The 22,046-nt window shown below is 58.0% G+C and carries 17 protein-coding genes, 1 tRNA gene and 3 pseudogenes; 10 read left to right on the top strand and 11 right to left on the bottom strand.

The features are described 5' to 3' along the window. Positions 1-30 precede the first annotated feature (30 nt). The 3 genes from AB8B31_RS16115 (at position 31) to AB8B31_RS16105 (ending at position 2,280) form a co-directional block, all read left to right on the top strand. Entirely contained in the window at positions 31-1,224 is a 1,194-nt protein-coding gene (locus AB8B31_RS16115; protein WP_018243193.1) for a YcaO-like family protein, read from the top strand. Further along, a complete protein-coding gene (locus AB8B31_RS16110; protein ID WP_018243192.1) occupies positions 1,221-1,928 on the top strand; it encodes a TfuA-like protein in 708 nt (235 codons plus the stop codon). The genes AB8B31_RS16115 and AB8B31_RS16110 overlap by 4 nt, the downstream gene beginning before the upstream one ends. 103 nt (positions 1,929-2,031) lie before the next feature. Beyond that, entirely contained in the window at positions 2,032-2,280 is a 249-nt protein-coding gene (locus AB8B31_RS16105) for a hypothetical protein (protein ID WP_018243191.1), read from the top strand. 258 nt (positions 2,281-2,538) lie between these two features. On the opposite strand, the gene AB8B31_RS16100 is transcribed toward AB8B31_RS16105, so the two are convergent. Further along, the gene (locus AB8B31_RS16100; RefSeq protein WP_032980530.1) at positions 2,539-2,745 is read right to left on the bottom strand and encodes a hypothetical protein; all 207 of its coding nucleotides are present in this window, start codon (positions 2,743-2,745) and stop codon (positions 2,539-2,541) included. A 220-nt stretch (positions 2,746-2,965) separates the two neighbouring features. Between AB8B31_RS16100 and AB8B31_RS16095 the strand changes: the two genes are divergently transcribed. Further along, positions 2,966-3,286: a hypothetical protein gene (locus tag AB8B31_RS16095; protein WP_128408352.1), complete on the top strand. Its 321-nt coding sequence runs from the start codon at positions 2,966-2,968 to the stop codon at positions 3,284-3,286. Positions 3,287-4,012: 726 nt separating this feature from the next. Here the strand turns inward: AB8B31_RS16095 and AB8B31_RS16090 are convergent. The 7 genes from AB8B31_RS16090 to AB8B31_RS16060 all read right to left on the bottom strand — a co-directional run bounded on the left by AB8B31_RS16090 (position 4,013) and on the right by AB8B31_RS16060 (position 13,640). Continuing rightward, entirely contained in the window at positions 4,013-5,137 is a 1,125-nt protein-coding gene (locus AB8B31_RS16090) for a glycosyltransferase family 2 protein (protein WP_028733320.1), read from the bottom strand. Further along, entirely contained in the window at positions 5,134-6,888 is a 1,755-nt protein-coding gene (locus AB8B31_RS16085; protein ID WP_028733321.1) for an ABC transporter ATP-binding protein, read from the bottom strand. Before AB8B31_RS16085 ends, AB8B31_RS16090 begins: the two co-directional genes overlap by 4 nt. Beyond that, positions 6,881-7,957, bottom strand: a complete 1,077-nt coding sequence (locus tag AB8B31_RS16080; protein WP_018243187.1) for a glycosyltransferase family 2 protein — start codon at positions 7,955-7,957, stop codon at positions 6,881-6,883. The genes AB8B31_RS16085 and AB8B31_RS16080 overlap by 8 nt, the downstream gene beginning before the upstream one ends. A gap of 7 nt (positions 7,958-7,964) precedes the next feature. Further along, complete coding sequence (locus tag AB8B31_RS16075; protein WP_028733322.1) at positions 7,965-10,967, bottom strand: trifunctional glycosyltransferase/class I SAM-dependent methyltransferase/polysaccharide deacetylase; 3,003 nt, start codon at positions 10,965-10,967, stop codon at positions 7,965-7,967. Continuing rightward, on the bottom strand, positions 10,961-12,178 hold the full coding sequence (locus AB8B31_RS16070) for a glycosyltransferase family 2 protein (RefSeq protein ID WP_028733323.1): 1,218 nt from the start codon (positions 12,176-12,178) through the stop codon (positions 10,961-10,963). The genes AB8B31_RS16075 and AB8B31_RS16070 overlap by 7 nt, the downstream gene beginning before the upstream one ends. A gap of 31 nt (positions 12,179-12,209) precedes the next feature. Continuing rightward, entirely contained in the window at positions 12,210-13,166 is a 957-nt protein-coding gene (locus AB8B31_RS16065) for an NAD-dependent epimerase/dehydratase family protein (protein ID WP_028733324.1), read from the bottom strand. 105 nt (positions 13,167-13,271) lie between these two features. Further along, complete coding sequence (locus AB8B31_RS16060) at positions 13,272-13,640, bottom strand: hypothetical protein (RefSeq protein WP_130769024.1); 369 nt, start codon at positions 13,638-13,640, stop codon at positions 13,272-13,274. 442 nt (positions 13,641-14,082) lie between these two features. Between AB8B31_RS16060 and AB8B31_RS16055 the strand changes: the two genes are divergently transcribed. Then, a complete protein-coding gene (locus AB8B31_RS16055) occupies positions 14,083-16,398 on the top strand; it encodes a rhodanese-like domain-containing protein (protein ID WP_028733325.1) in 2,316 nt (771 codons plus the stop codon). Between the two features lie 63 nt (positions 16,399-16,461). On the opposite strand, the gene AB8B31_RS16050 is transcribed toward AB8B31_RS16055, so the two are convergent. After that, entirely contained in the window at positions 16,462-17,838 is a 1,377-nt protein-coding gene (locus AB8B31_RS16050; protein WP_028733326.1) for a DUF882 domain-containing protein, read from the bottom strand. 188 nt (positions 17,839-18,026) lie between these two features. On the opposite strand from AB8B31_RS16050, the pseudogene AB8B31_RS16045 reads away from it, so the two are divergent. The 5 genes and pseudogenes from AB8B31_RS16045 to AB8B31_RS16025 all read left to right on the top strand — a co-directional run. Beyond that, a pseudogene (locus AB8B31_RS16045) lies at positions 18,027-18,256 on the top strand (IS481 family transposase); the annotation flags it as partial. A 159-nt stretch (positions 18,257-18,415) separates the two neighbouring features. Then, on the top strand, positions 18,416-18,865 hold the full coding sequence (locus AB8B31_RS16040; RefSeq protein WP_018243180.1) for a hypothetical protein: 450 nt from the start codon (positions 18,416-18,418) through the stop codon (positions 18,863-18,865). Between the two features lie 96 nt (positions 18,866-18,961). Then, positions 18,962-19,051 (top strand): annotated as a pseudogene (locus AB8B31_RS16035) (transposase domain-containing protein); the annotation flags it as partial. A gap of 941 nt (positions 19,052-19,992) precedes the next feature. Then, positions 19,993-20,520 (top strand): annotated as a pseudogene (locus tag AB8B31_RS16030) (ATP-dependent DNA ligase); the annotation flags it as partial. Positions 20,521-20,605: 85 nt separating this feature from the next. Then, the gene (locus AB8B31_RS16025; protein ID WP_130769022.1) at positions 20,606-20,890 is read left to right on the top strand and encodes a hypothetical protein; all 285 of its coding nucleotides are present in this window, start codon (positions 20,606-20,608) and stop codon (positions 20,888-20,890) included. An 81-nt stretch (positions 20,891-20,971) separates the two neighbouring features. On the opposite strand, the gene AB8B31_RS16020 is transcribed toward AB8B31_RS16025, so the two are convergent. Further along, positions 20,972-21,048: transfer RNA gene (locus AB8B31_RS16020), tRNA-Arg, on the bottom strand. 204 nt (positions 21,049-21,252) lie between these two features. Continuing rightward, positions 21,253-22,035 (bottom strand): ATP-binding cassette domain-containing protein, encoded by a 783-nt coding sequence (locus tag AB8B31_RS16015; protein WP_003542059.1) that lies wholly within the window; start codon positions 22,033-22,035, stop codon positions 21,253-21,255. Positions 22,036-22,046 lie beyond the last annotated feature (11 nt).

Below are 22,046 nucleotides of genomic sequence, written 5' to 3'. Positions count from 1 at the left end.
ACGGACTGGTCCGTATATTCCGAGAGGGTTATGTCGCCGCGGGAAACCCTTTCCCGCGTCGAACCTCTTTTGGCCGGGTTCGGCATTACCAGGGTTGCGCGACATACCGGACTGGACGACATCGGAATCCCGGTCTGGTGCGCATACGCCCCGAATTCCCGTTCGATCGTGATTGCCCAGGGAAAGGGCCTGACCGATATCGACGCCAAAGTATCCACTGTTATGGAAGCCCTCGAACGGGCGGTTGCCGGCGAACCCTCCGTCGATCTCGTCCACGGCACCTCTTCCCGTCTGCAGGCGATGGGACGCAAGACCGACATGCTGAACTGCCTGACCGCTCTTCATAAACCCGATCTCGGACCGGACGAGGAGACGGAATGGGTTGCCGGCGTCAATATCCTCACCGGCGACGAGGTTTATGTCCCCTTTGAAGCGGTGGTGCTCGACCGCACCCGTGACGCGCGATACTGGATGTCTTCGGACGGCCTGGCGTCGGGTAACAATGCCGAGGAGGCGATCTTTCATGGCGTCCTGGAGCGCATCGAGCGTGACGCCCATGTGCTGTGGCAGGTGGGCGCGGAAGCGGATCGTTACGCTGGTTGCGTCGATCCCCGCGGCTTTAAGGACGGTGCTTTGGGCGGCCTGATCGACAAGATCGAAACATCAGGATTGGCGCTCAGGCTCTTCGATATCACCAGCGACATCGGGATCCCCTGTTTCACCGCCATGCTGGGCCCTGGGGATCTCATTCCGGGCCGTCGGGCTCTTCACGGCGACAGGGAGATTCGCCTCGTCGAGGTAACCGGCGGCACCGGCGCGCATCCGTTTCCCGTGCGCGCGGCCATTCGGGCGGTGACGGAAGCCGTGCAATCCCGACTGACCTATATCAGCGGAGCCAGGGACGATATTTCTTCTGCAACGTTCTCACGATGCTTGCCGCCGCTGATGCGGCAGGCCTTCGCTGCGGTTGCGGCACCGCCCACTGCCGCCATCGGCCGTGACGGGGTGGCAGGACATGGGCAGCAGGATCTGGCCCACTTGCTGCAGCATGTGCTCGACCGGCTACGCAACAGGCAGATCGCTTCGGTGATCGCCGTGCGCCTCAGCGACGACACGCTTCCCTTCAGTGTCGTCAAGATTGTCATTCCCGAGCTTGAAAATCCGGAGGGGGAGCGCGCCCGGCGGTTCGGAACGAGGGCGCTTGCCAGGGCAATAGGGTTTTGAAGATCATTTTCGCAGGGCCCAGTCTTCCCGATGCGGCGTCGCTTGCCGGCGAGGGGATAGGCGTCCTGCCGCCTGCGACGCAGGGCGATGTCTTGGCTGCGGTGGAACAGGGCGCCAATGTCATCGGCCTGATCGACGGCGGCTTCGAATATGCCGCACCGGTCTGGCACAAGGAAATTCTCCGTGCTCTTTCGCTGGGCGTCGCGGTTCTCGGGGCGGCAAGCATGGGCGCGCTGCGCGCTGCCGAATGCCATTCGTTCGGCATGATCGGGATCGGCCGCATTTTCGAAGACTATCGCACCGGCCGGCTGGTCGACGATGCCGCCGTCGCACTCACTCACGCGCCGAGCGCGCTGGGCAGCAAGCCGCTGACGGTTCCGCTTGTCAATGTCAGCGCAACGCTCGATGTGATGCAGGATAGCGGGCAGCTGGCCAGTGGGTTGCGTCAAGAGCTCGAAGATGCCGCAAGCGTGATATTCTTCAAGAAGCGAACGTGGCGGGCGGTCGTCGAGCAATGTGCAGGGCTGGCCGAGCCGGATCGTCCGCGGCTGCTGGCGGCACTTTTGTCGAATGCCGTCGATCAAAAACGCAGCGATGCCTTGGAATTGTTGAAAGCCGTGCAGGACGCCCGCGACATTCGCTCGAATGCAGATTTGCCGTGGAAACTGCACAAAACCGCATTCCCCACGCGCCCTGCATTGTGAATTGAAGTCGGCATTTGTCACCGAGGGTTGTGTCACGCTTTTTTCACGGGCTGGATCACGTCCACAGGCGTATCATTCCTTCAATTCATTGGAGAAATGGGGCATGGGCGTGACATCGGTTGTCAAGATAAAAGCAGACCAAGGGGCAGAAGACGGACTGGAAGAACTCGTCGCATTGGCGCGGATGATCGCCTATGCGCGACAGGTCTCTCAGGATGTCAAACTGCCGTTTGCGACCAATTGCCTCGACCTTGCGCTTGAGGCGGTGAAGCAGGAGGTCGGGGAGGGCTTGACCAAGGAATTGGCCGAATTGAGCTCCCCGGTTCCGCAAGTGAGCGTGAGAAGCCATTAGGCCGGCATGCGTCCGACCGGACGCGCTGGAAACGCACTACCACTTCAAACACATGCATAACCCCGAAAATCGGCATCGATTTTCGGGGTTATGCATGTGTTGCTGTGCAAGTGAGCGGTCAATCGAAATCCATCTGTGAGCTGGCGCCAATTGTAGGTTGGGAGAAGCCCGCCTCGTTCTGGGCCGGGCGCACGCGGAAGCGGCGGCGATTTTGGGTCTCACACATCGTGCGGACGATCGGCGGCCGATCCATTGACCTCAATGGGTCAAATTGCGCTTCTGGGCCAGCAGCAAAATGTAATCGTCGGCAATGTCTGCGATGGCCATGGCGACTTCCGCCGGATCGCATCCCTCGACCTTCGTATTTGTAATGAACTGATAGACCGCCTTTTCGATCTGCTTCCGGCAGATCATCACGCGCTCATCGTAACCAAATTCCGGAATCTGCGATGCCATATCACTCATCAGGTCGGCTCCCTCGCTACTTACAGTGACCATGACACAAATTATAAGTTGAGCAAGCAAATGCTTTATGAAGGGTTAATTCGCTGGCGAGGTGCGACCATTTCGACACAGGTCGGGACATGTCGGGGCCTCCGATGTATTGAATCACGACTGTCCAACTTCGCCCAAGCATATCTCGCCAAGAGGATAGGAATTTCTGACGCCGCAAGGACAGGCTCATATGCCGACGCTTGATATGGCAGACCGAATGCTGTTGGCTGAATCGGCCAGTCCAGATCGTATTGAATTATATAATAACTTTATTTATCAGGTTGTTAATGTTTCGTGCTGCGGTGTTGAATTGCATCGGCAACTTTTTCACGCCCGGCCAGCCCAGGATTATTGGACCATCGGCCGTAACAACATCACCAGTGTGCCGGCAGGTTGTCGGACCGTTGAGAACCGGGGGAGGGAAATAACTTTCGGGAGATTTCTCCGAAAGCTAAACGCCGATTCTCGTGAAATGAAGGAGCTAATAAAACCAATAACGATAATTGAGTAGAAGAAATAAAATTTATCAAAAGGTAAATTTATTATTTTCAGATAATGGTTGTATTTAAACATCAATATTAGACGATTGAAATTATATAAAACTATAATCGCGGGATGTGTTCTGCTTAGGAGCATCAGCGATAATTATAAATTTCTATTGGAAAACAATATCAACTTCATGACGATTGCTCCGCTTCCGCAATTTCATTGCGGATCTCGAAATATCCGGAGATAAATTGCAATTATGGTCAAAATATTAAGCAGGGAAAGCCGGAAATTCGACCGTCACTTGCCGATGATGCGGGATTTTCTCATCAAGCCGATCTCAACAGCGTAATATCGTCATCCGAAGGAAGATCTATCTACGCTGATGCAGCGACAACGGCGACCGCATTTGTGCAACCAGCCGAGAAGCAAAGTTGAGGACCCGCCGGGGTGGGTGACGGGTCCTCCAGTCGGAATGCCTGCACTGTACGTAGGTATGATTTCAGTTAAATTCGACATTGTCGAAGATCATTATTGGGGTAGTTCTTTTTTTCTTTAGATTACTCTCTTTTTTAGCAATTACTATTCTACATCAATATAAAATTTCATAGTACAAAATAGTGAGATAGTCACCAGGCTGATGGAAAGGAAGGGGTGTCAAACCTTTGGATGTTTGACGGCGCTCGATCTCTTCGGCGCGACAATAGCGGTCGAGCGGAAAATGCCGTCGACAGCCGTTCAGCCGACAGATTCAAGCCTCCTGCAATGAGGTCGCCGCAGCGCATTCGTCAGACCGATCGATCTCAGATAAGCGGCTGAGCAATGTCTTCGTTCTGAAGCGAGACCAACCGCCGACCAAGGGCAGGAGCGGGTCTATCTCTTCGAATTTCCTCAGATTCTTTTGCTTTTGCTCCCTCGCTGGCCAGATTTTCGACAACGCCCTGCGTGCGGCTCTGTCAGATTTTGTAAAGATCAATCTGGCGAGGACGCCGGAGGCGACCATAGGGCTATGATGATAAATGTGTTTGAGCGAGGTCGCAGCGCTGGGCCAATCTTTCAAAGCGGCAAATTTTGAAAATGCATAAAGATGCGCCGACGCGCGGGCGCAGCTGACGACAAATGCCGGAAGCTGGGGATTGCGAGCGATACATCGCTCGGTCACCGCCAGAAGCGATCGCGCCATCCGCGACCTGTCTGAAGACATGGCTGCGGAATGTGAGCGATAGCCCACCAGACCCAACGGCACCGTCTCGATCTTGAAATGTTCAGCGGTGCGGAGTTCGAAATCGAAATCCTCGCATCCTCCAATCCCCTTTCTGGCATAGCTTGAATCGTAGCCGCCGATCTTGTCGACGACAACGCGGCGAACCATGAAGCCGCTGCCATTGCCGACGAAGCGGAATACCAGATGACGGTTGAGAATGTTGTCCCGGGCGTTCAGCGATGAACCGGATCTCGTGCAATATCCTTCGGTATCGATGAAGCGGTGAAGGGCATACACCGCGCCCCAGGCGTCCGGCAGGGGATGGAGCGCCGCAAGCATTCTTTCGACATAGGTCGGATGCCATATGTCGTCCGCATCGAGGAAGGCGATATAGGCGGATTTCGACGCTTTTATTCCGCTATTGCGAGCCGCAGCGACGCCACGGTTTTCGGTCGACAGAATCCGGATCCTTGGGTCGCCCGCGGCGAAACGGCGACAGATCGAGACCGTGTCGTCCGTCGAACCGTCGTCGATGATGACGATCTCCAGCGCCTTGTGGGTCTGGTTGCTGACCGACTGGAGCGTGTGGGCAAGGTAGCGGCTGGCGTTATAAGCAGGGATAATAACGGCCACTTGAATGCGGGATGTGGTTGGCATCTCCATGGCTGTCACCCGAGCTTGGATGTGGGGGTGGGGGGGCGGAGATCGATCCGGTTCTTCATCAGCCTGGCCACAGCGGGCCGATGGCTAACGACGATCAGCGTTCTGCCGGCGTCTTCTTTCATTGCCGAAAACACCCGCATCTCGGTCTCTTCGTCGAGTGCGCTTGTTGCTTCGTCCAGCAGCAGGATCTGAGGCCGGCCGGCGAGCGCACGCGCCAGACCTATGCGCTGCCTTTGTCCGCCCGAAAGCCGGATCGCCTCGTCGCCCAGCCATTCATCAAAGCCATACGGCAGATCTTTGATGAATTCCGTTGCGCAGGCCACATCGGCCGCCCAGCGGATATCCTGCTCCGAGATATCGCGACGAAACCGGATGTTGTCGAGGACCGTGCCTTCCATCAGTTCAACATCCTGGCCCGACACGGAGAGCAGTTGCAGCCAGCTGGACCGGTCGATGGTTGTCAGATCCCTGCCGTCGACCGTGATCAGGCCCCGGGTCGGCGGGTTGAGATCGAGAATCATGTTGAGGATGGTGGTTTTGCCGGAGCCACTCGGCCCCGTCAGAGCCGTCGTCTCGCCTGCTCTGATTGCGAAGCTGAGGTCGTCAACCGCCGGGGCGTTCGATCGCTCATAGGCGAACGAGACGTTGTGGAAGACAATCGCCTCCGCCAGGCGGCTTACCTTCTCCCCTCGCGATGCCTGCTTGATGTCATCCTTCTCTGCAAGCAGGGCCAGGACGTTTTGCAGGGACGCTTCCATCTCGTAAAGGCTGAGAATCTGGGAATCAAATCCCTTGATATGCGGCTGAAGCCTGTAGAGAAGGATCGTGGCCGAGAGCGCCGCCTTGAAATCGACCGGCAGGAATTCGGAGGACAGAATGATCGTCAGGATGACCCCGAAGGTCAGCATTTCGCTGAGAAGCGAGGTTATCGCTCCCATCCCATCCGACCGGCGCCAGGTCTGGCCGACGTCGTTGGAAAGCGCCTCGAAGAGTTGTTGATGGCGCTTTTCCATGCCGAAGCTTTTGACGGCCTTCAAAGTCTGCAGCGTTGTCCAGCTCAACTGTGTCAAGGCTTCCACCGCAGCCAGTGCAGAGGCACCGAGACGGCGGTAGGCACCGGCAAAGAAACCCAATACAAAATTATGGATGAAGCCGAAGGCGAGAGCCAGCAACGCGATCGGCCAGGCCATGACCAGCATGCCGACGCCGAAAATCACAATCGTCCCGAAATTCACCCCCAGACGTACCAGGCTGGCATGCGCCGACGACACCGCATAGGATTCGGTCGCGATGACGTTGATCAGGTCGCTGCGCTCATAGTCTTGAAAGCGCTGGAAGGGCATGGTCAAGACCTTGGCGTAGAGGCGGTCTCGCATGCGGTCGCTAATTCGGTGGTTCACTGCGCTTGCAATCAGCGAATTGGCGCATCCCAATAAAATCCGGAACAGGATGGAGCCGATGAGGATGCCGATCAGGACAGGCTTCGAAAGACTGAGGTCGATGCCGCCGAAAATCGCTGGAAGCCATGCGACGGCGGAGCCGGAAACGGGACCTTGCTGCCCGAGAAGAAAGACGAGGCTGACCAGAAAGGTGATGCCGACCATTTCCGAGAACCCTGTGAGAATTCCCAGGATGATCATCACCGTCATCTTGAGCCGCAGCGCCGGTACGAGTTGCCGAAGCTCGCGAAACCGAGATGCAACGACCAGGTTGTAGGCTCTTGCGGGCATAGCGGAAGGTGGCTTTCGAAACCTATTCATTGTCGACCATCCGCGAAGAGGTCAGGCTTATTGTCTCCCTGGCAGGCGTGGCCGCGAAACGATCGCTGAATGCTGTTCCTGGTTGCGGCAGGGGGGCGCTCCCAAGGCGGATTTTCGGCCGCGCCGAAGACTTGCCGAGGGCGCGCTTTGCCGTCCGCAGGACGCGTTTTGCTTGGCGCCAGCCCTGCTGTACTCCATGGACGACGAGGCGCGAGGAATATTTTCTGACCATCATCGGCGCCAGCTGTTTGACCTGGGCAAAGTCATTGCCCAGAAACGCCTTTTTGAAATACCAGCGTGCGGTGTTGAACTCGGCTGTCTGGATGTCGCGCGTAAACTGCGGATAGCGCGTGATGATCGGGGCCATGACCAGGGCGTGGGATTTCAGCATCCTGTAGGCGTTGCTGGACATATTTCCCTTGGTAAAGCGATAACCGGTCAGGAAATCGGGAACCAACACGAAGGGCAAGGTTTCGGCCAAGGACAGATAAAGTTTCAGATCCTCACATCCCTCGGCGCCGTTGTCGCGCAGGCTGGCGTCATAGCCGCCGCAGCGAAGAATGTCCGCCCGCGGCATCAAGGGTGTGCTGCCATTGCCGATGAAATTTTCCCGCAACAGCGGTTCGAAGATAGTCCCTTGATGCAGGACTGGTCGCGAATGACCGAAAATGATGCCGTTCTCGTCGATCGCCGCATACCAATTGTAAGCGACTCCGCGTCCGTCCGGAAATTTCCCTAGCGCCTCGAGCTGGAGTTCGATTTTGCGAGGGTGCCATAAATCATCGGCATCGACGGGGGCTATATAAAGGCCGCGCGCGTCCTCGATGCCGTGGTTGCGCGCGCGGGCAACGCCGCCATTCTCCTGGCGGAGAACACGGACACGGTGATCGGTCAGGCTGTAGTCGCGAGCAAGATCGAAGGTACGGTCCCGCGATCCGTCGTCGACCACAAGGATTTCGAGCTTGTCATAGGACTGGCTGGAGACGCTTTGCAATGTTTCGGCAAGCGTCTTTTCGGCGTTGTAAGCCGGTATGACGACGGTGATGAGAGGGGCCGCAACGCCAGTCATGGTATTGTCATCCGATATAAGCTCCCGGCAGGCCCATCAGTTCAGGGAACGCTTCGAGAGGACGATCGCCGCGGACTTCGAGGCGTGGCAGACCGAAGAGATTATCGGAAAATGTGGCTTTTGCCGGTCGTGTCGTGAAGCCGATCCCGTAGCCGGCAAGCGCCAGAATACCCGGCACCCTGAAGTCTGTCCCGCCATAGGGAAGCGCGATCGATTCCACGGAGCTGCCCAGCCGGCTTTGCAGCGCATTGCGCGATCGCATGGCTTCGGCCAGCAGGGCTTCGTTGTCCATCGCACTGGCTGGTGTGTGGGATGCGAGGTGGGAGCCGAAGCTGATGCCTTTCTGGTGCAACTCCTGAATATGCGACCACGACATCAGCGGTGCAGGCTCTCCATAGGCAGCATCCCAATCTGACCGACCGCCGACTTTATCGGTCACGACGAATACGTCAGCGCTGAAATCATTCTCGGCCAGGATCGGGAAGGCCTCCTCCAGGAAATCCGAGTAGGCATCGTCGAAGGTCAGCATGACGGGCCGGCCCTGGATCGGCTTGCCGCTGCGCAGAAGCCCCGCCAGGGTCTGCGCCGTCACCGTGTAATAACCCTGTCGCCGAAGGAACTGCATCTGCTTGCGGAAGATCTCCGGCGGCGTGCGGAAGCGCTGGAGTGCCGCCGGTCCTTCCTCTGCGATCCTGTGATACATGAGGATGGGAACCGAGGTCGTGACCTCCGTCGTCCATGCCGCCCCACGCTCAGTACCCGCCGGGCCCCAGATGATGTGCTTTGCCACATCCGCGTCCAGCGGAGTTCCATGCCGCTCGACCCGCAGGACAGGATCTGCCACCGGGCCTTTCCTAAACCGGTGGATGGCGTAAAGTTCGGTTTCGATCGTCTCTTCCAGGGCCAGATCAGCTTGTGCGGCTAACAGCTGTTTGATCGTCCCGACACCGAAAGGATTGTCCCAATCGAATCCGGTCCGGTTGGGTTCGTCCCGGCGGATATGTGCGTGGGCAGTGATCAGGTAGCCGTTCGGCTTCACCGCTGCGGCCATCTTCTGACAGACCGCCGCAAGCATCTCCTCGTCTTTCATGTAGTAAAGGACTTCGGAGCAGACGAGGAGGTCCTGTTCGGGCGGAACATCGCTCTTGACGAAGTCAAGCACGCGAAGCTCGACGTTGCGATGGTCGCGGCAGCGCTCGACAGCCCGGTCGATTGCCCGCTGGGAAATATCCGTGGCCGTCAGCTGGCCGACCTTTCGCGCCAGCTTCTCGGTAAAGATCCCCTCGGCGCAGGCGAGCTCGAGGGCCTTCTCGATCCCTTCCGGGATCAGGCTCAACGTCTGCGCATATTTAACCTGCTCGTAGACGGAGACGTAATTCCATGGATCCGGGCGTTCAAAGATATGCTCCCAGTATTCTTCTTCCGACTGAACCGGGGCAGCCCCCGTTTTTTCGTCGGGCCGCAGCCGAGTGGGATTTCGGAACCGTGGAGCCAGACCGCGTTGGAGATTTTGTTGGATGTCGGACAGTCGGGCGTCGTTGTCTTCTCTGTCGCTTGGCGCGCAGGCAAGAAGAGCGTTGCGTCCGATACGCACCAAAATTCGGTCGAGACGTCCTCGCCGCTGGCCATTCCGGATGATCAGCCCGCCGAAGGCTCTGTAGCCGCGCAATGCCTCCCTTGTCCACGAACTCATATAGACGAGGGTGGGCGGCGTCTGCAGATGTTCTTCTGCCTGCATCTCATGCATGATCAGCCTGATCTGTGCCCGGATCGAAAGATCGCCCCAGAATGGCCCGACAAAGGAGCCGACATGTTGTCCGCCGGAGAAGGCGTGCATGATGAGCGTGTCGGCTGGCTCGGCCTTGGGGATCCGCGAAAGCGTTTCGAGCGCGGCACTGACCACCTGGACATTGCCAAGCGTGAATGACCGCAAAGGGTTTGCGGCGGATATGTGCCAAGAGGCGGCCTCAATGATCTTGCGCCCAGTGCCGGGTAAGGAATGTTCCTGAATCAGCTGGATGAGCAAAAGGAACGTCGGCCGCCATTTATCGAGCACATCAATGAGATCGTCGGCCCGATCAGTAGAGAGCCCGGTCTGCAGGCCATGCAGGATTACCCCGGCAAGAAAGTTTTCGTAGCCCGCGGCGTCCGGCATCTCAGGCAGAAGCGCTGCAAGGGCTGCAATATCCAAAGTCGGGTCGAGCTTGGCCGCGACGACCCAGGCTAGCATGCGCAGTTGGCTGACCGGGGGCGTGATCCAGCCTGTCTCCGGCCCCTCGGCCGACAAGCCTTGCTGCGCCTGCAGCGCTTGCGCCTTCGATGTCACGCGAATGGCGTCACGCACCATTTTGGTCGGATCGCCGGAGAGCGAGTCCGCCTTCATGCGATAGAAAGCGAGGCATTGGTCGACGCGACGAAATTCGGCGCCGGAAAAGGCCATGCGAAGCCAGAGATCCCAGTCCTCGCAGGTCTGCAAGGTCTCATCCATGCCTCCAACCAGCTCAAAAAGGCTTCTGGGAAAGACAACCGTATGGATGGCGAGTGCACAAAAAGAGGAGAACTCACGCTTGGCGACGTCTCCCGTCAAGATGGGAGGTTGTTCCACCTGCATAAGCCTGCCGTCCGGGGCGACGCGGCGGAAGGCGCAATAGGCGATAACTGCTGGAGATGAATTCTCCGCCACTGGCTGCATGTTTTCGATGAAGGTCGGATCCAGCCAGTCGTCGGCATCCAGCATGCAGAGCAGGGGCGCGGCTGCCAGTCTTGCGGCATGGTTTCGCGCGGCGGCCGCACCAGCATTCGGCTGACGAGCGGGGAGAATGCGGCTGTCCGCTTTTGCGACGCTCTCGAGAACCTCCCAAGTGCGGTCGGTCGAACCGTCATCGACCACGACAGCCTGCCAGTTCGATCGCGACTGCTGCTGCAGGCTGGCAAGACATTCGGCTAGCGTATCGGCTGCGTTATAGGCGGGGATGAGGAATGAAATGTCAGGCGTTGCGGCGATCACCATGCGGGCCTCTTCCATCGTCGCAGAACGTAGAGAGCGCCATTTACGCTTCCGAGCATCTCCTGCCTCAGGAAGACGTCGTGCGACGTCGTGCCTTTGCGAAGCCGTCTTCGGAGCCTTCCGGCGTAATATTTCGGAAACGAGAGCAGGATTCGCCGCAGATTGGCGTTATTTCCGGTGTTCTGATACTGGACCAGCAGGGCTGCGACATGGCCACTCATATATTGGTAGATTTGTTTGGCGAGCCCCTTCATATCCTTGCGATGAAAGTGCCAGGCGACCGCCGTCGGCTCGTAGCGGCAGACATGACCATGATGGAGGAGCCGGTTCCAGTATTCGGAATCGCCTGAGCATCCGGCAGCGCCCATGTCCAGGCGGACATCGAACAGGCCGATCTCGTCGAAGACCTTGCGGCGGATGGCCTGACTTGCGCCGGCTCCTATCGTCCAGACCGGAGCGCCGTAACGTGTATCCCTGGTATAGAAGTCCTGGTTGAAATCCTGCCGCAGATAGCCTCGGCCGAAACTCCAATGCTTTTCGAAGATAAACTGCGCCGGCGTTGCAAGTTCTCCGGGAAGGACCAACCCGGTGACGCAGGCGATCTCCGGCAGATCGAACCCCTTCATCAGGTTCTCCAGCCACCGCTCATGGAGGACGACGTCATCGTCCGTAAACGCGACGAATTCGGTTCTCGCCGCACGAACCGCCGCATTGCGCGCGTAATCCAGCCCGACCCGATCTTCACGGACATAGGTTGCGCCCGATTCCTCTACCACGCGGCGCGTTGCCTCGCCTGCGGAGGCATTATCCACCACGATGATCTCGACGGGGCTGAGCGACTGTTTGGGGATCGAGGCCAGGCAACGGCGTAGTTCCTCTGGCCGGTCCTTCGTGCAAATCAGAATGCTGACGTCGCGGTTGCCCACAGGGGTTTGCGCGACTTGACGCGCATGCTCGAGCGTCTCGGGCCGCACGACACGCTCGGCGAGTGCCGCCGCCGTCTCGGGCCTTTCGATATAGGCTTGTCCTACGGGAAGACCATCCGACAGAAAGACCACGAGCCCATCGGAGACCGGGGGCGAAACGGCGAGGTGAGAGGTGGCGAGATCGAGATAGTGAATCGGTATGGGAAAACTTATATCCTTCAGATCGGACGGAATTGGTTCTCTCATCATTACTCTCTCAATCGCACCGTGAACATACGCCAACTGCATCCAGGACGCGAGTCTCGAAAGTCATCGTGGTTTATTCGGCCGCGTGCGCCTTCATTTGGTCCCTGAACCAATCGAGCGTCATCGCCACGCCCTGTTCGTAGGTGATTTTGCACGACCACTCGGGCATGACATAGTGCGCGTTGGTCAGGTCCGGCCGTCTGTTCGTGGGGTCCTGTGGCGGTGACGGCTCGAAGACGATCGGCACGCCGCCAACCAGTTTGGAGACATATTGGGCGACCTCGAGAACCGAAATCTCGCGATCATTGCCGACGTTCAGAGGCCCCTTATAGTCGGTTTCATTTATCCAGAAATATCGCGCGAAACCATCGACAACGTCATCGACATAACCCCAGCTGCGTGACTGAAGGCCGTCGCCGAACACGGTAATCGGGCGGCCCGAAAGCGCCTGAGTGATGAAGTTGGAGACCGCGCGACCATCGTCGGAACGTGTCCGGGGACCGTAGATGTTGAAGGGGCGAACGATCTTGACGTCGAGCCCTTGGGTACGCTGCATCTCGAACAGCAGCGACTCCGTGCACCTTTTGCTCTCGTCGTAGGATGAGCGCGGTCCGGTGCAGTCGACCTGACCCTTGTAGGATTCCGGCTGCGGCGACACCAGAGGATCGCCATAGACTTCGGAAGAAGAGGTGAAACCGAAACGTCCGCCCTTCTTCAGCAAGTCGAGCAACCGGAATGCCCCGAGAAGATTGGCGGAGATCGTTCTCTTCGGCTCCTTCATGTACCATGGCGGCGATGCGGGGGATGCAAGGTGATAGATTTCGTCGAATTTATCCGAGGTCTGCAGTGTCTCGACGTCGGATTTCACGAAGTGGAAACGGGGGTCCCGGATGTGGGCGATATTTTCGAAAAGCCCGGTCCAGAGGTTGTCAACAACGACCAGCTTCTGAATGTCCGTCCTCAGCAAAAGTCGATCACACATGTGGGATCCGATGAAGCCAGCCCCGCCAGAAATCAATACGCTCTTCATTGCTTCGTGCCTCGTGACTTGAGATTAAGCTGCTTGTCTATTAGCATCGCCTGTAATGCATGACAATTACTTAGAAAAATTCTAAGAAATACTCGCGTATTAATGTTAATCGTTAAATCTACCTACTTTAAGGCGACGTGTGTCGCTGCCGATGCTGCGCTCGATAACGGTCGGCCGCGCCGGGCCGGATGTTACAGGTGATCGTTGCCCGCCCAATCTCGACCATCCGTGCCATGAGACGGCCGCCACCATCAACGGTTCGATCGAAGGAATCGGCATGGTATCGAGAACCTCTCCAACGAGTTCCGGATCCAGGGAGATGAGGTTGCCTGTGGAAACGGGCATCCGAATGTGTGTTATATTTTCGAAAGGTCCGGTGCAAAGATTGTCAACAACAACCAGTTTCTGGGTATCATCTTTTAAGTAGAAGTCGTCACATAAATGAGATCCAATGAAGCCGACCCTGTTTCTCACATCATCTCGCCTCGTTACTTGAGAATATATTATTGTTATTACAGCGATCGGAAGTTTAGTATGGGCACGAAGTCCGGGGGCGGATCGGACTTTGGTCTGAGTTTGCGGGCGCGGAACGGGGGCATCGTAGTTCGGCCATCCCAATGACGGCGCCCGCGCGCCTTTTCAGGCGGGCAAAGGATACCGCAACATTTTGCCGGGTTTATGCCTCCGGAAGTGTCATCGCCTGTTCCAACGGAAATAGAACGCATTGGCGTACACGTCGACATGCTTGTCGCGCAGGCGGTGATATGACCAGCGCGAACGGGATAGGTATATTTCGAAAGAGTTCATTCGTCTGGAGAAGGAAACTGGAGTAGAATGGCGAAGGCCGGAGGAGTGTTCCCGTCGACCGAAGGATCCGCTAAGCGTGGCTTTCGTCACCTCGCTGGAGAGGATGACCATGGGAGACGATCATGCCGAGCGGCGGCTGGTTGCAATTCTCGCCGTCGATATCGTTGGTTATTCAAGACTTATCGAGGATGACGAGGCCGGTACGCTGGCCGCGATGAGGGCATTGCGCTCTGAAGTCTTCGACCCACTGCTCGCGGAATATCACGGACGCACAGTGAAGCTCATGGGCGATGGCGCGATCGTGGAATTTGGCTCCGTCGTGGATGCTGTCCTATGTGCCGTTGCCCTGCAAAAGCAGGTTGCAGCACGGCAAGTGGATTTCCTGCCCCAACAGCGGCTTCTCTTCCGCATGGGCGTCAACCTGGGCGACGTCGTCGTGGAGGGCGATGATTTGCTGGGCGATGGGGTCAACGTCGCTGCTCGCCTGGAGCAGATATGTGAGTCCGGAGGGCTTTTTGTATCCGGCACTGCTTTCGATCATTTGCAAGGCAAGCTCGAACTGCCGCTTGAATTTATTGGCGAGCAGCATGTCAAAAACATCGCGCGCCCCGTACGCACCTATCGCGTGCTGTTCGATGGAAACGCTCCTCGTTGGCAGTTCAAAATCCAGCGTCTTCTCAGTTGGGGACCGCTGGCGGCGGTGGCTCTGGTGCTGGTGGCTGCCTTCGTCGCAATATGGCTGGGTCCATGGACGACCAGTGCGGAAACGGCATCGATCGCTCGCATGGCCCTTCCGCTGCCTGACAAGCCGTCAATTGCCGTCCTGCCGTTCGACAACCTCAGTTCCGATCCGGAACAGGCCTATTTCGCCGACGGCATGACGGAAGATCTGATCACAGACCTTTCGAAGCTGTCCAGCATCTTTGTTATCGCTCGAAACTCCACCTTCGCCTACAAGGGCAAGCCCATCAAAGTTCAGCAGGTGGCCGAGGAACTCGGGGTCCGTTATATCCTTGAAGGCAGCGTGCGCCGCCAGGGGGACCAGGTTCGCATCAACGCACAGCTCATAGACGCGCTCGGCGGCCATCATCTATGGGCTGACCGCTATGACGGCGCGATGAGCGAGATTTTTACGCTTCAGGATAAGGTCATCGGCGAGATCGTGTCTGCGCTCACCGTCAAGTTCACGATGGCGGAGCGATCTCAGTCCGAGCAGGCGGAGACGAATAGCCCGCAGGCTTACGACGCTTTGCTGCAAGGCTGGGATCACCTGCGCCACGACAGCGAGAATGAAACCCTCAAGGCAATTCCCTTTTTCGAAAAGGCGATCGAGCTCGACCCCGATTACAGCCGCGCTCATGCGGCGCTCGCTTCGGCGAATTGGAGGATTGCCGTTTCCAATTGGGAGGCCGCCAACCTTGGCTTCGAGAGGGCGATGGAACGTGTGGATCGGCACCTGGCTCTTGCGGTTCGAAAGCCCAATTCGCTTGCCTATGCGATCTCCGCTGAGGTGCTGGCAAGGCAGGGCCGGTATGCTGACGCCTTTGCCAAAATCAGTCGTGCCATGGAACTCGATTCCAATGATCCCGAAAATCACCTCAGCAAAGCACGCATTTTGAACGCAACGGGCCAGGCTCCGGAAGCCGAACGCGAAGTGCAACGAGCTATGCGTGTCGACCCGCAATATCCGCCGAGCTATCTCAGGGTTCTTGCGATTTCACAGTTCCACCAGGAGAAATATGAGGAGGCGGTGAAGAACCTCGAACTGCTGGTGATCAGGCAATCAGACGTCAGTGAAGACTACGCCACGCTGGTGTCGAGCTTCGGCCACCTCGGGCGGACGGACGGCGTTCAGGAAAACATCGGAAAATACAACGCGCTCGCGGTTCCCGCCGGCTACTCGCCGCTGACGGTGCAGGAACTGGGATGGTACTGGTACGGCGACATTTTCAACTACGATACGACCTATCGCGAGCGCCTGAAGGAGGGCTTGCGCAAAGCCGGCGTGCCGGAGGGAGCGGGCACAGATATTTCCTATGACGAATACGCTCGCCTGATCGGCAAAAGCAACGGGGAATACAATATCAAGGGAGCCACTGAAATAGACGCCCCGACGGCCAAGCGGCTGCACGACCGCGGCGTCAAGCTCGTCGATGTGCGCACCGCGCTGAGCTTTGGTCGCGGGCATGCGCCGGGAGCCATCAACCTATCGGTCGTGGAGGTTTTGGCAAAGGACACGCTGTCGAAGGCCGTGAGCAGGGAGGAGGAAGTGATCTTCTCATGCCATGGCAAATATTGCGGCGATTCCGCCTACGCATCGGCCAAAGCCTTGGTATGGGGGTTTAAGAATGTCTACCACTTTGCCGGTGGCTTTCCCGCGTGGGAGGATGCTCACTACCCCATAGAGACCGCTCCGGGACAATAGGCGGATACCGTGCCGAAGTCGCATGTCGTAAGAGGTGCTGCGCATCAAGCCTGATGATTGAGGTCAGCCCTCCGGGGGCGACGCAAACCGGCTCGCATCGAACAGGTCTATGGCGGCGACCGGAATGATGTCCTCACCGGACTTCGCGGCATTGACCTCACGATGAACCGCGCGGGGGGAAATACGAGGCGCGCTCAATTCCATCACCTCGCCGGGAGAATGCAGCGCCCATTTCATCAGCGCCGCGTCGGACGTCGATTCGAAGAAATTTGCTTCTTCCCAGGAAGCGGTCATCGGCAGGGAGGCGATCATATCAGCGCCCTGCTTGGAGGCCTGGTGTGCAACACGGAGAGGTTCGAAGCGCGCGTAGCCCGGCAATGCAGGCGCCGGGCTGTCCGGAAGCACGGCAATTGGACCGATCGATGCAGTCTCCAGTTTGTCATCCATATCAACGTCGTGCTCAAGCGTGGCTGGCCGCATCGCCGGTATCGGAATCGGCAAAGATGCAAGGTCCGAAGCGGATCGCTTGTCATCCCGCTCGACCGCGCCGGTCTGCAGCGCCAGCGCATTCAGTGCCCGGCTCCGGGGCGCGGGCAGAAGCGCCGTCACGAGCTTATTGTCTGTGGTGTCGCTGCTCGACGTGGTCGACGCTCCGGCTTCTTCGTCTTCTCCCGCGGTGCTGGCGATCTGGATCGAGGTGGGGCCGACGCGCTTCTTGTAGTTCGCAATCGCCTGATTGTATCCCGGCAGCGGCCGGCCATCAGCCGGGAGATGCATGGTCTGCCCATTCGGGAATAGTCGAGCGAGTTCCTGCCGCGACATGCGGGGCCAGGCCCTGACATTGCCGACGTCGAGATGCACGAAGGGCGATCCCGAGGTCGGATAATATCCGACACCGCCGACCTGCATCTGCATTGCAAGCGCACGCAGCGTCGAAAGCTTCACACCGGGAACGTAGAAGTCCATCGCCTTGCCCAGCATGTGCTGGCTCTTCTTGGCGACGCCCGTGCTGCGCGAGCGGTTGCGGAGCATGTTGTTGGTGGTGGGCGAACGATAGGCGGAGACGATATGGATGTAGTCCTTGCCGCCGCTGCGCTTGTACACCTCCCAGACCAGGTCGAGCAGCCGGGGATCCATCCGGGTCGGCTCGTTCCTTCGCCAGTCGCGCAGAAACCGATTGATCTGGGCGAGGCCTTTGGGATCGAACTTTCCGTCCCGCTTATAGGTAATCGTGGCCCTCTCGCCCGTATGGGTAAAGAAGAGCTTCAGGGCGCGATCTTCCGCCGAGGCAAATGATGCGGAGGCGACAAGTGCCGGCAGCGCCAACAGAGCCGGCAGAATGGTCTGCGCGACCAACCGTTCCGCCCGCGACAGTAGCGTGGCAATTCCGCCCAAGGCCCCACCCGACAATCCTTGCACTGGATACTTCAACACGAACAAACCCGCCCACACCAAACACTCGACGACGTGCGGGAACCTCCGCATCCATCACGCTTAGTAAAGCCAGCTTATGGTCAACAAATCGCTAACGAGCGGATGCGTGAGCTTGGCGAATTGAGGATGCCGGCCCCAACCCGAGGCGAAATCGCGCCCCTGCGCCCATTCATGGGAGCCAAGCACAAATACGCTCCCACGACCGTGACGTACTGGTGACCGATTGCGGCCGCATCTGCATGTACCGCAAGAAGATCAATATCTTCACAGTCATGGCCGGCCAGAGCTCGACATCGAGGAGGTCGATGACGGCGTTTGGCTCGTCAGCTTCATGCGCTATGGTCTCCGATATATCGATCTGGAGCAGAGGACTTTGCAAACCATCGAGAACCCGTTCGGCACAAGGTTGTCACCCATGTCTTAGGGACGTTCTGTTACCTATGTCTCCGGTATGGACAGGCAGATTTCCTGAACGATGCGGCGGACTCGGATGCCCGACAATCAAGTCGCCGTTGCTCGCCCAGGCGACACCCAGTAATCTCGCCGTCTCACCGACATATCGGCAGTGGCACGCAGCGATTCCATGGCAATTCTCTTCAAAACAACAATCAGCGAAAACACGGCATTCGAGATGATCGAACGGTCACTGTCAGGCGCCTACCGATATGACGGTTACCTCAATGTCGTTAGCGATGCGGGCGAGACGGCATTGTCTTGGGGGCCAGCAATGCATGCCGAAGAGTTCAAGGCAGAGGTCAGCCAAATCCTACGGCAGACTTGGGATGCTGCCCGCTTCTGGGTCATCTATGAGCGCCGCGAAGACCGGAGGGATCCAGAAGGGACTGACATCCGCAACGCGGCTTTCCGCCTGACGCGCGGATACAGTGGCGTTATCGTTGTCACGCTCAGTCTCCTTGGGAAGCGCGACAGCGCCAATGACCTGGAACTCGTCTTCGTCTGCTTCGAGCAGGATTTTCACAGGAGGAATTTTCGCGTGCGCTACGAGGGTAAGCCGTTACCAAACCAGGGTTGATCTTGCTCGAAGACGTTGCTCACGCGCGCGACCGTTCTACGTTCGATTTGAAGGCGAGGGGCAGGAGAAAAGGGCGACCATTGCTTCGCTCATCGAGCCGTCGATCCGCAGACCTATCTGACCGCCACGCTCACTGCCATTGTCAATAGTCACAAGCAGAGCCGTATCGATGAGCAATTGCCGTGGAAGGAAATCACAGACTTCGACTTTGACGACCGCCCGCTTAAGATGCGATGGAACTGGCGACACATCGCACGCAACATGCTCCGACAGATTACCTATACCCTATGATCAATTGGAAGGTTGGCCGCCCGCAAACCGTCGGTGCCGAGGGTTAAGGGGGGATTTCCGAAAACGAGATTGAAAAGGGTGCTCCGGATCAGGGGCAGACACCCTTTTCGTGCTGAGTTTTGCAGTCTCAGCGGAACGGAAATTAGCAGAGAGATTGCTGTCTACCATCGGACCGAAGTCCGACTCACTCGCGATAATTCGTCGATGTCAGCGCCGAGGCGACACCATCAATGTGATTATTCGGGTGGGAGAAGTCGACGGTCGCACGTGCCGGAATCGGTCGGAACTTCGTAATGCTCGTCGCCGAGCTAGATACCGCGAATTCGCCTGGAGGAGGCGCCTGCGGAGCTTATCCGCAGGCGGAGTCGCTAGATAGGTCTGCCGTCCACAGCGCCGCTCGTCGAGGTAAACGCAACGGCGCTGCCTTAGTGCAGAGGGCCACCCATACCACTGCCGCAGACACAAAAAAGGCCCCACTATGGAGCGGGGCTAAGGTTGAGGTGGGTCGCATGTAGCGAAGTGTAACGAATCTCCGCACGACCCGAAGGTTTTACGATCAACGGAGCATATTGTTCCCGTGCCGACAGATTTTTTTGAGTTCGTTTCCCTGTTTCGGGCTCCACGTCGTAGCGAAGCCTTTCTTTCAGTTGAAGAGCGTTATCGACTTGCCGGCCGACCGTGCAATTCCAGTAGTTTTTCAGGACGCGTCGACTCGCAAATCTGCGAGTGATCCATCGGCGACCGTCGAGTGATGTTGCTAAATGTTCTCGCGTGGCCGAAGTCAATAACACGTATTGGGCAATTGCTTTTTACGACATTGCTGATGGGATGGCGGCATGACAAAGCCGCCAACACGAAAGCCGCTCCTGCAGGATGCTGACAAGCCGGTTCAATCCCGGCCGCGCAAGCCTCGAAATCCCGCGCAACCAAATCTTCCCCTCGACCCTATGCCGGATCGTGTCGATCCTTGCCTTGCTCTCCTCAAGACCAAGCCGCCCAAAGGCCGGCAATGGGCCTTCGAGGTGAAGTGGGACGGATACCGACTCGCGATTCACATCGAACCATCAGGCGTCCGCATCCTGACGCGCGGCGGCCACGACTGGACGGATCGTTTTCCCGCGATCGCTGCCCAGGCACGGCGCCTGCCTGTCGCCACGGCCATTCTGGACGGCGAGGCCGTCGTGTTCGACGAGCGTGGCCGGTCGGACTTCGGCAGGCTTCAGCAGTCGCTTGGCGGCCGGGGCGGGAAGAGGACGTCGCGGGAAGCTGTCTTGATGGCATTCGATCTGCTTTATTTCGATGGCCGTGACCTCACCGGGACCGAACTCTCGGCACGGCGCCATCTCCTTGAGGAAGTAAATCCGATTCCGACCTTATGGCCTGGCGCTGCATGGGCCGCGGATCTCGCCTCAGATATCCTTTTAAAGCGATCGAGCGGGAGCGGAACGATTGGCAGCGGATTTTGAAAAAATGATTGGTATATATTCGAAGGGGCTGATCGCCTATTCGATGCGCGATATCGAAAGATGCCTTACTGAGGAAATGAACGAAAGGGTCGGGGATCGGCCTAACGAGGAGCGCCAGACGCCGGCGGCATCGGCGCAGCGGGATGGACGACAGTCAACGGAATCACCGCGTGCTGATCGACCGGAGATGAACGAAGCCGACATAATCCGGGAACGCCTCTTCCTTGAAGAGCTGACGATCCGGAAGAAGCGAAAAAAGAAAACCTAGGCTGCTTTTACGCGTGCTTCCTATATGCTTCCTGCGAATGGCAGTCAGGTTTGGAAACATACGATAAACGTTTGAAAAGACTGGCGCACCCGACAGGATTCGAACCTGTGACCTTTGGAATCGGAATCCAACACTCTATCCAGCTGAGCTACGGGTGCATGCCGAAGGCGGTTTGAATCGCCTGTCCGATGGGTGGTTCTTAGCCTAGCTTGCGGCTGGCTTCAATCGCGAAATTCTCGGAAATACCGATGCTTGCGATTTGGCGGACGTTTTTATCCGTCAGTCCGGTGAATGCATATGAAAACTCCGCCGGCCTTGCGGGCGGCGGAGCGTGATTGTTGTCGACTGTCGCCTGGCGGCGGTCAGATCTGCATGGCGCCGGGGCCGGGGATTGCCTTTGGCGGCACCTTGCCGAGGATGATCATCCCCAGCACTTCGTCCTTGGTCACATCCTCGGTGCGGGCGTGGCCCACCACCTGGCCGTTCTTCATCACCGAGACGCGGTCGGCCAGGTCGAAGACGTCATGGATGTCGTGGCTGATGAGGAAGATGCCGATGCCTTCCTTCTTCAGTTGCTTGATCAGCTCGCCGACCTGCGCCGTCTCCTGGGGGCCGAGTGCTGCCGTCGGCTCGTCCATGATCAGGATACGGGCGTTGAAGAGGATCGCACGGGCGATCGCCACCGATTGCCGCTGGCCGCCCGAGAGCGCCTTCACCGGCTCCTTGAAGCGCTTGAAGTTGGGGTTGAGGCGCCCCATCACCTCCCGGGCCGAGGCCTCCATCGCCACGTCGTCGAGCGTGCCCCAGCGGGTCTTCAGCTCGCGGCCGAGATAGAGGTTGGCGGCGGCGTCGACATTATCGGCGACGGCGAGCGTCTGGTAGATCGTCTCGATGCCGTATTTCTTGGCATCGCGCGGATTGCGGATGTCGGCCGGTTCGCCGTTGATCAGGATCTCGCCGCCATCGCGCTTGTAGGCGCCGGAGAGGATCTTGATGAGCGTCGACTTGCCGGCGCCGTTGTGGCCGAGCAGGGCGACCACTTCGCCGGGGTAGAGATCGACCGAGGCATTGTCGACGGCGTGAATGCCGCCGAAGGAGATCGAGATGTTTTTCAGTTCCACGAGGGGAGTGCGTTGATCAGCCATGTCTGGGGCTC

The sequence above is a fragment of the Rhizobium sp. 62_C5_N11_2 genome, from assembly GCF_051811185.1.
GTDB classification, from domain to species: Bacteria; Pseudomonadota; Alphaproteobacteria; order Rhizobiales; family Rhizobiaceae; genus Rhizobium; species Rhizobium leguminosarum.
Note: the sequence above shows the minus strand (reverse complement) of the source record. Positions and strands in the feature narration are given on the sequence as shown.

What these genes read in the sequence shown, in the direction of transcription:
- AB8B31_RS16115 (WP_018243193.1), top strand. Translation starts at nt 31, where the DNA reads ATGTCGCCGCGGGAAACCCTTTCCCGCGTCGAACCTCTTTTGGCCGGG.
- AB8B31_RS16105 (WP_018243191.1), top strand. Translation starts at nt 2,032, where the DNA reads ATGGGCGTGACATCGGTTGTCAAGATAAAAGCAGACCAAGGGGCAGAA.
- AB8B31_RS16100 (WP_032980530.1), bottom strand. Translation starts at nt 2,745, where the DNA reads ATGAGTGATATGGCATCGCAGATTCCGGAATTTGGTTACGATGAGCGC.
- AB8B31_RS16095 (WP_128408352.1), top strand. Translation starts at nt 2,966, where the DNA reads ATGCCGACGCTTGATATGGCAGACCGAATGCTGTTGGCTGAATCGGCC.
- AB8B31_RS16085 (WP_028733321.1), bottom strand. Translation starts at nt 6,888, where the DNA reads ATGAATAGGTTTCGAAAGCCACCTTCCGCTATGCCCGCAAGAGCCTAC.
- AB8B31_RS16080 (WP_018243187.1), bottom strand. Translation starts at nt 7,957, where the DNA reads ATGACTGGCGTTGCGGCCCCTCTCATCACCGTCGTCATACCGGCTTAC.
- AB8B31_RS16075 (WP_028733322.1), bottom strand. Translation starts at nt 10,967, where the DNA reads ATGGTGATCGCCGCAACGCCTGACATTTCATTCCTCATCCCCGCCTAT.
- AB8B31_RS16070 (WP_028733323.1), bottom strand. Translation starts at nt 12,178, where the DNA reads ATGCAGTTGGCGTATGTTCACGGTGCGATTGAGAGAGTAATGATGAGA.
- AB8B31_RS16065 (WP_028733324.1), bottom strand. Translation starts at nt 13,166, where the DNA reads ATGAAGAGCGTATTGATTTCTGGCGGGGCTGGCTTCATCGGATCCCAC.
- AB8B31_RS16055 (WP_028733325.1), top strand. Translation starts at nt 14,083, where the DNA reads ATGGGAGACGATCATGCCGAGCGGCGGCTGGTTGCAATTCTCGCCGTC.
- AB8B31_RS16040 (WP_018243180.1), top strand. Translation starts at nt 18,416, where the DNA reads ATGGCAATTCTCTTCAAAACAACAATCAGCGAAAACACGGCATTCGAG.
- AB8B31_RS16015 (WP_003542059.1), bottom strand. Translation starts at nt 22,035, where the DNA reads ATGGCTGATCAACGCACTCCCCTCGTGGAACTGAAAAACATCTCGATC.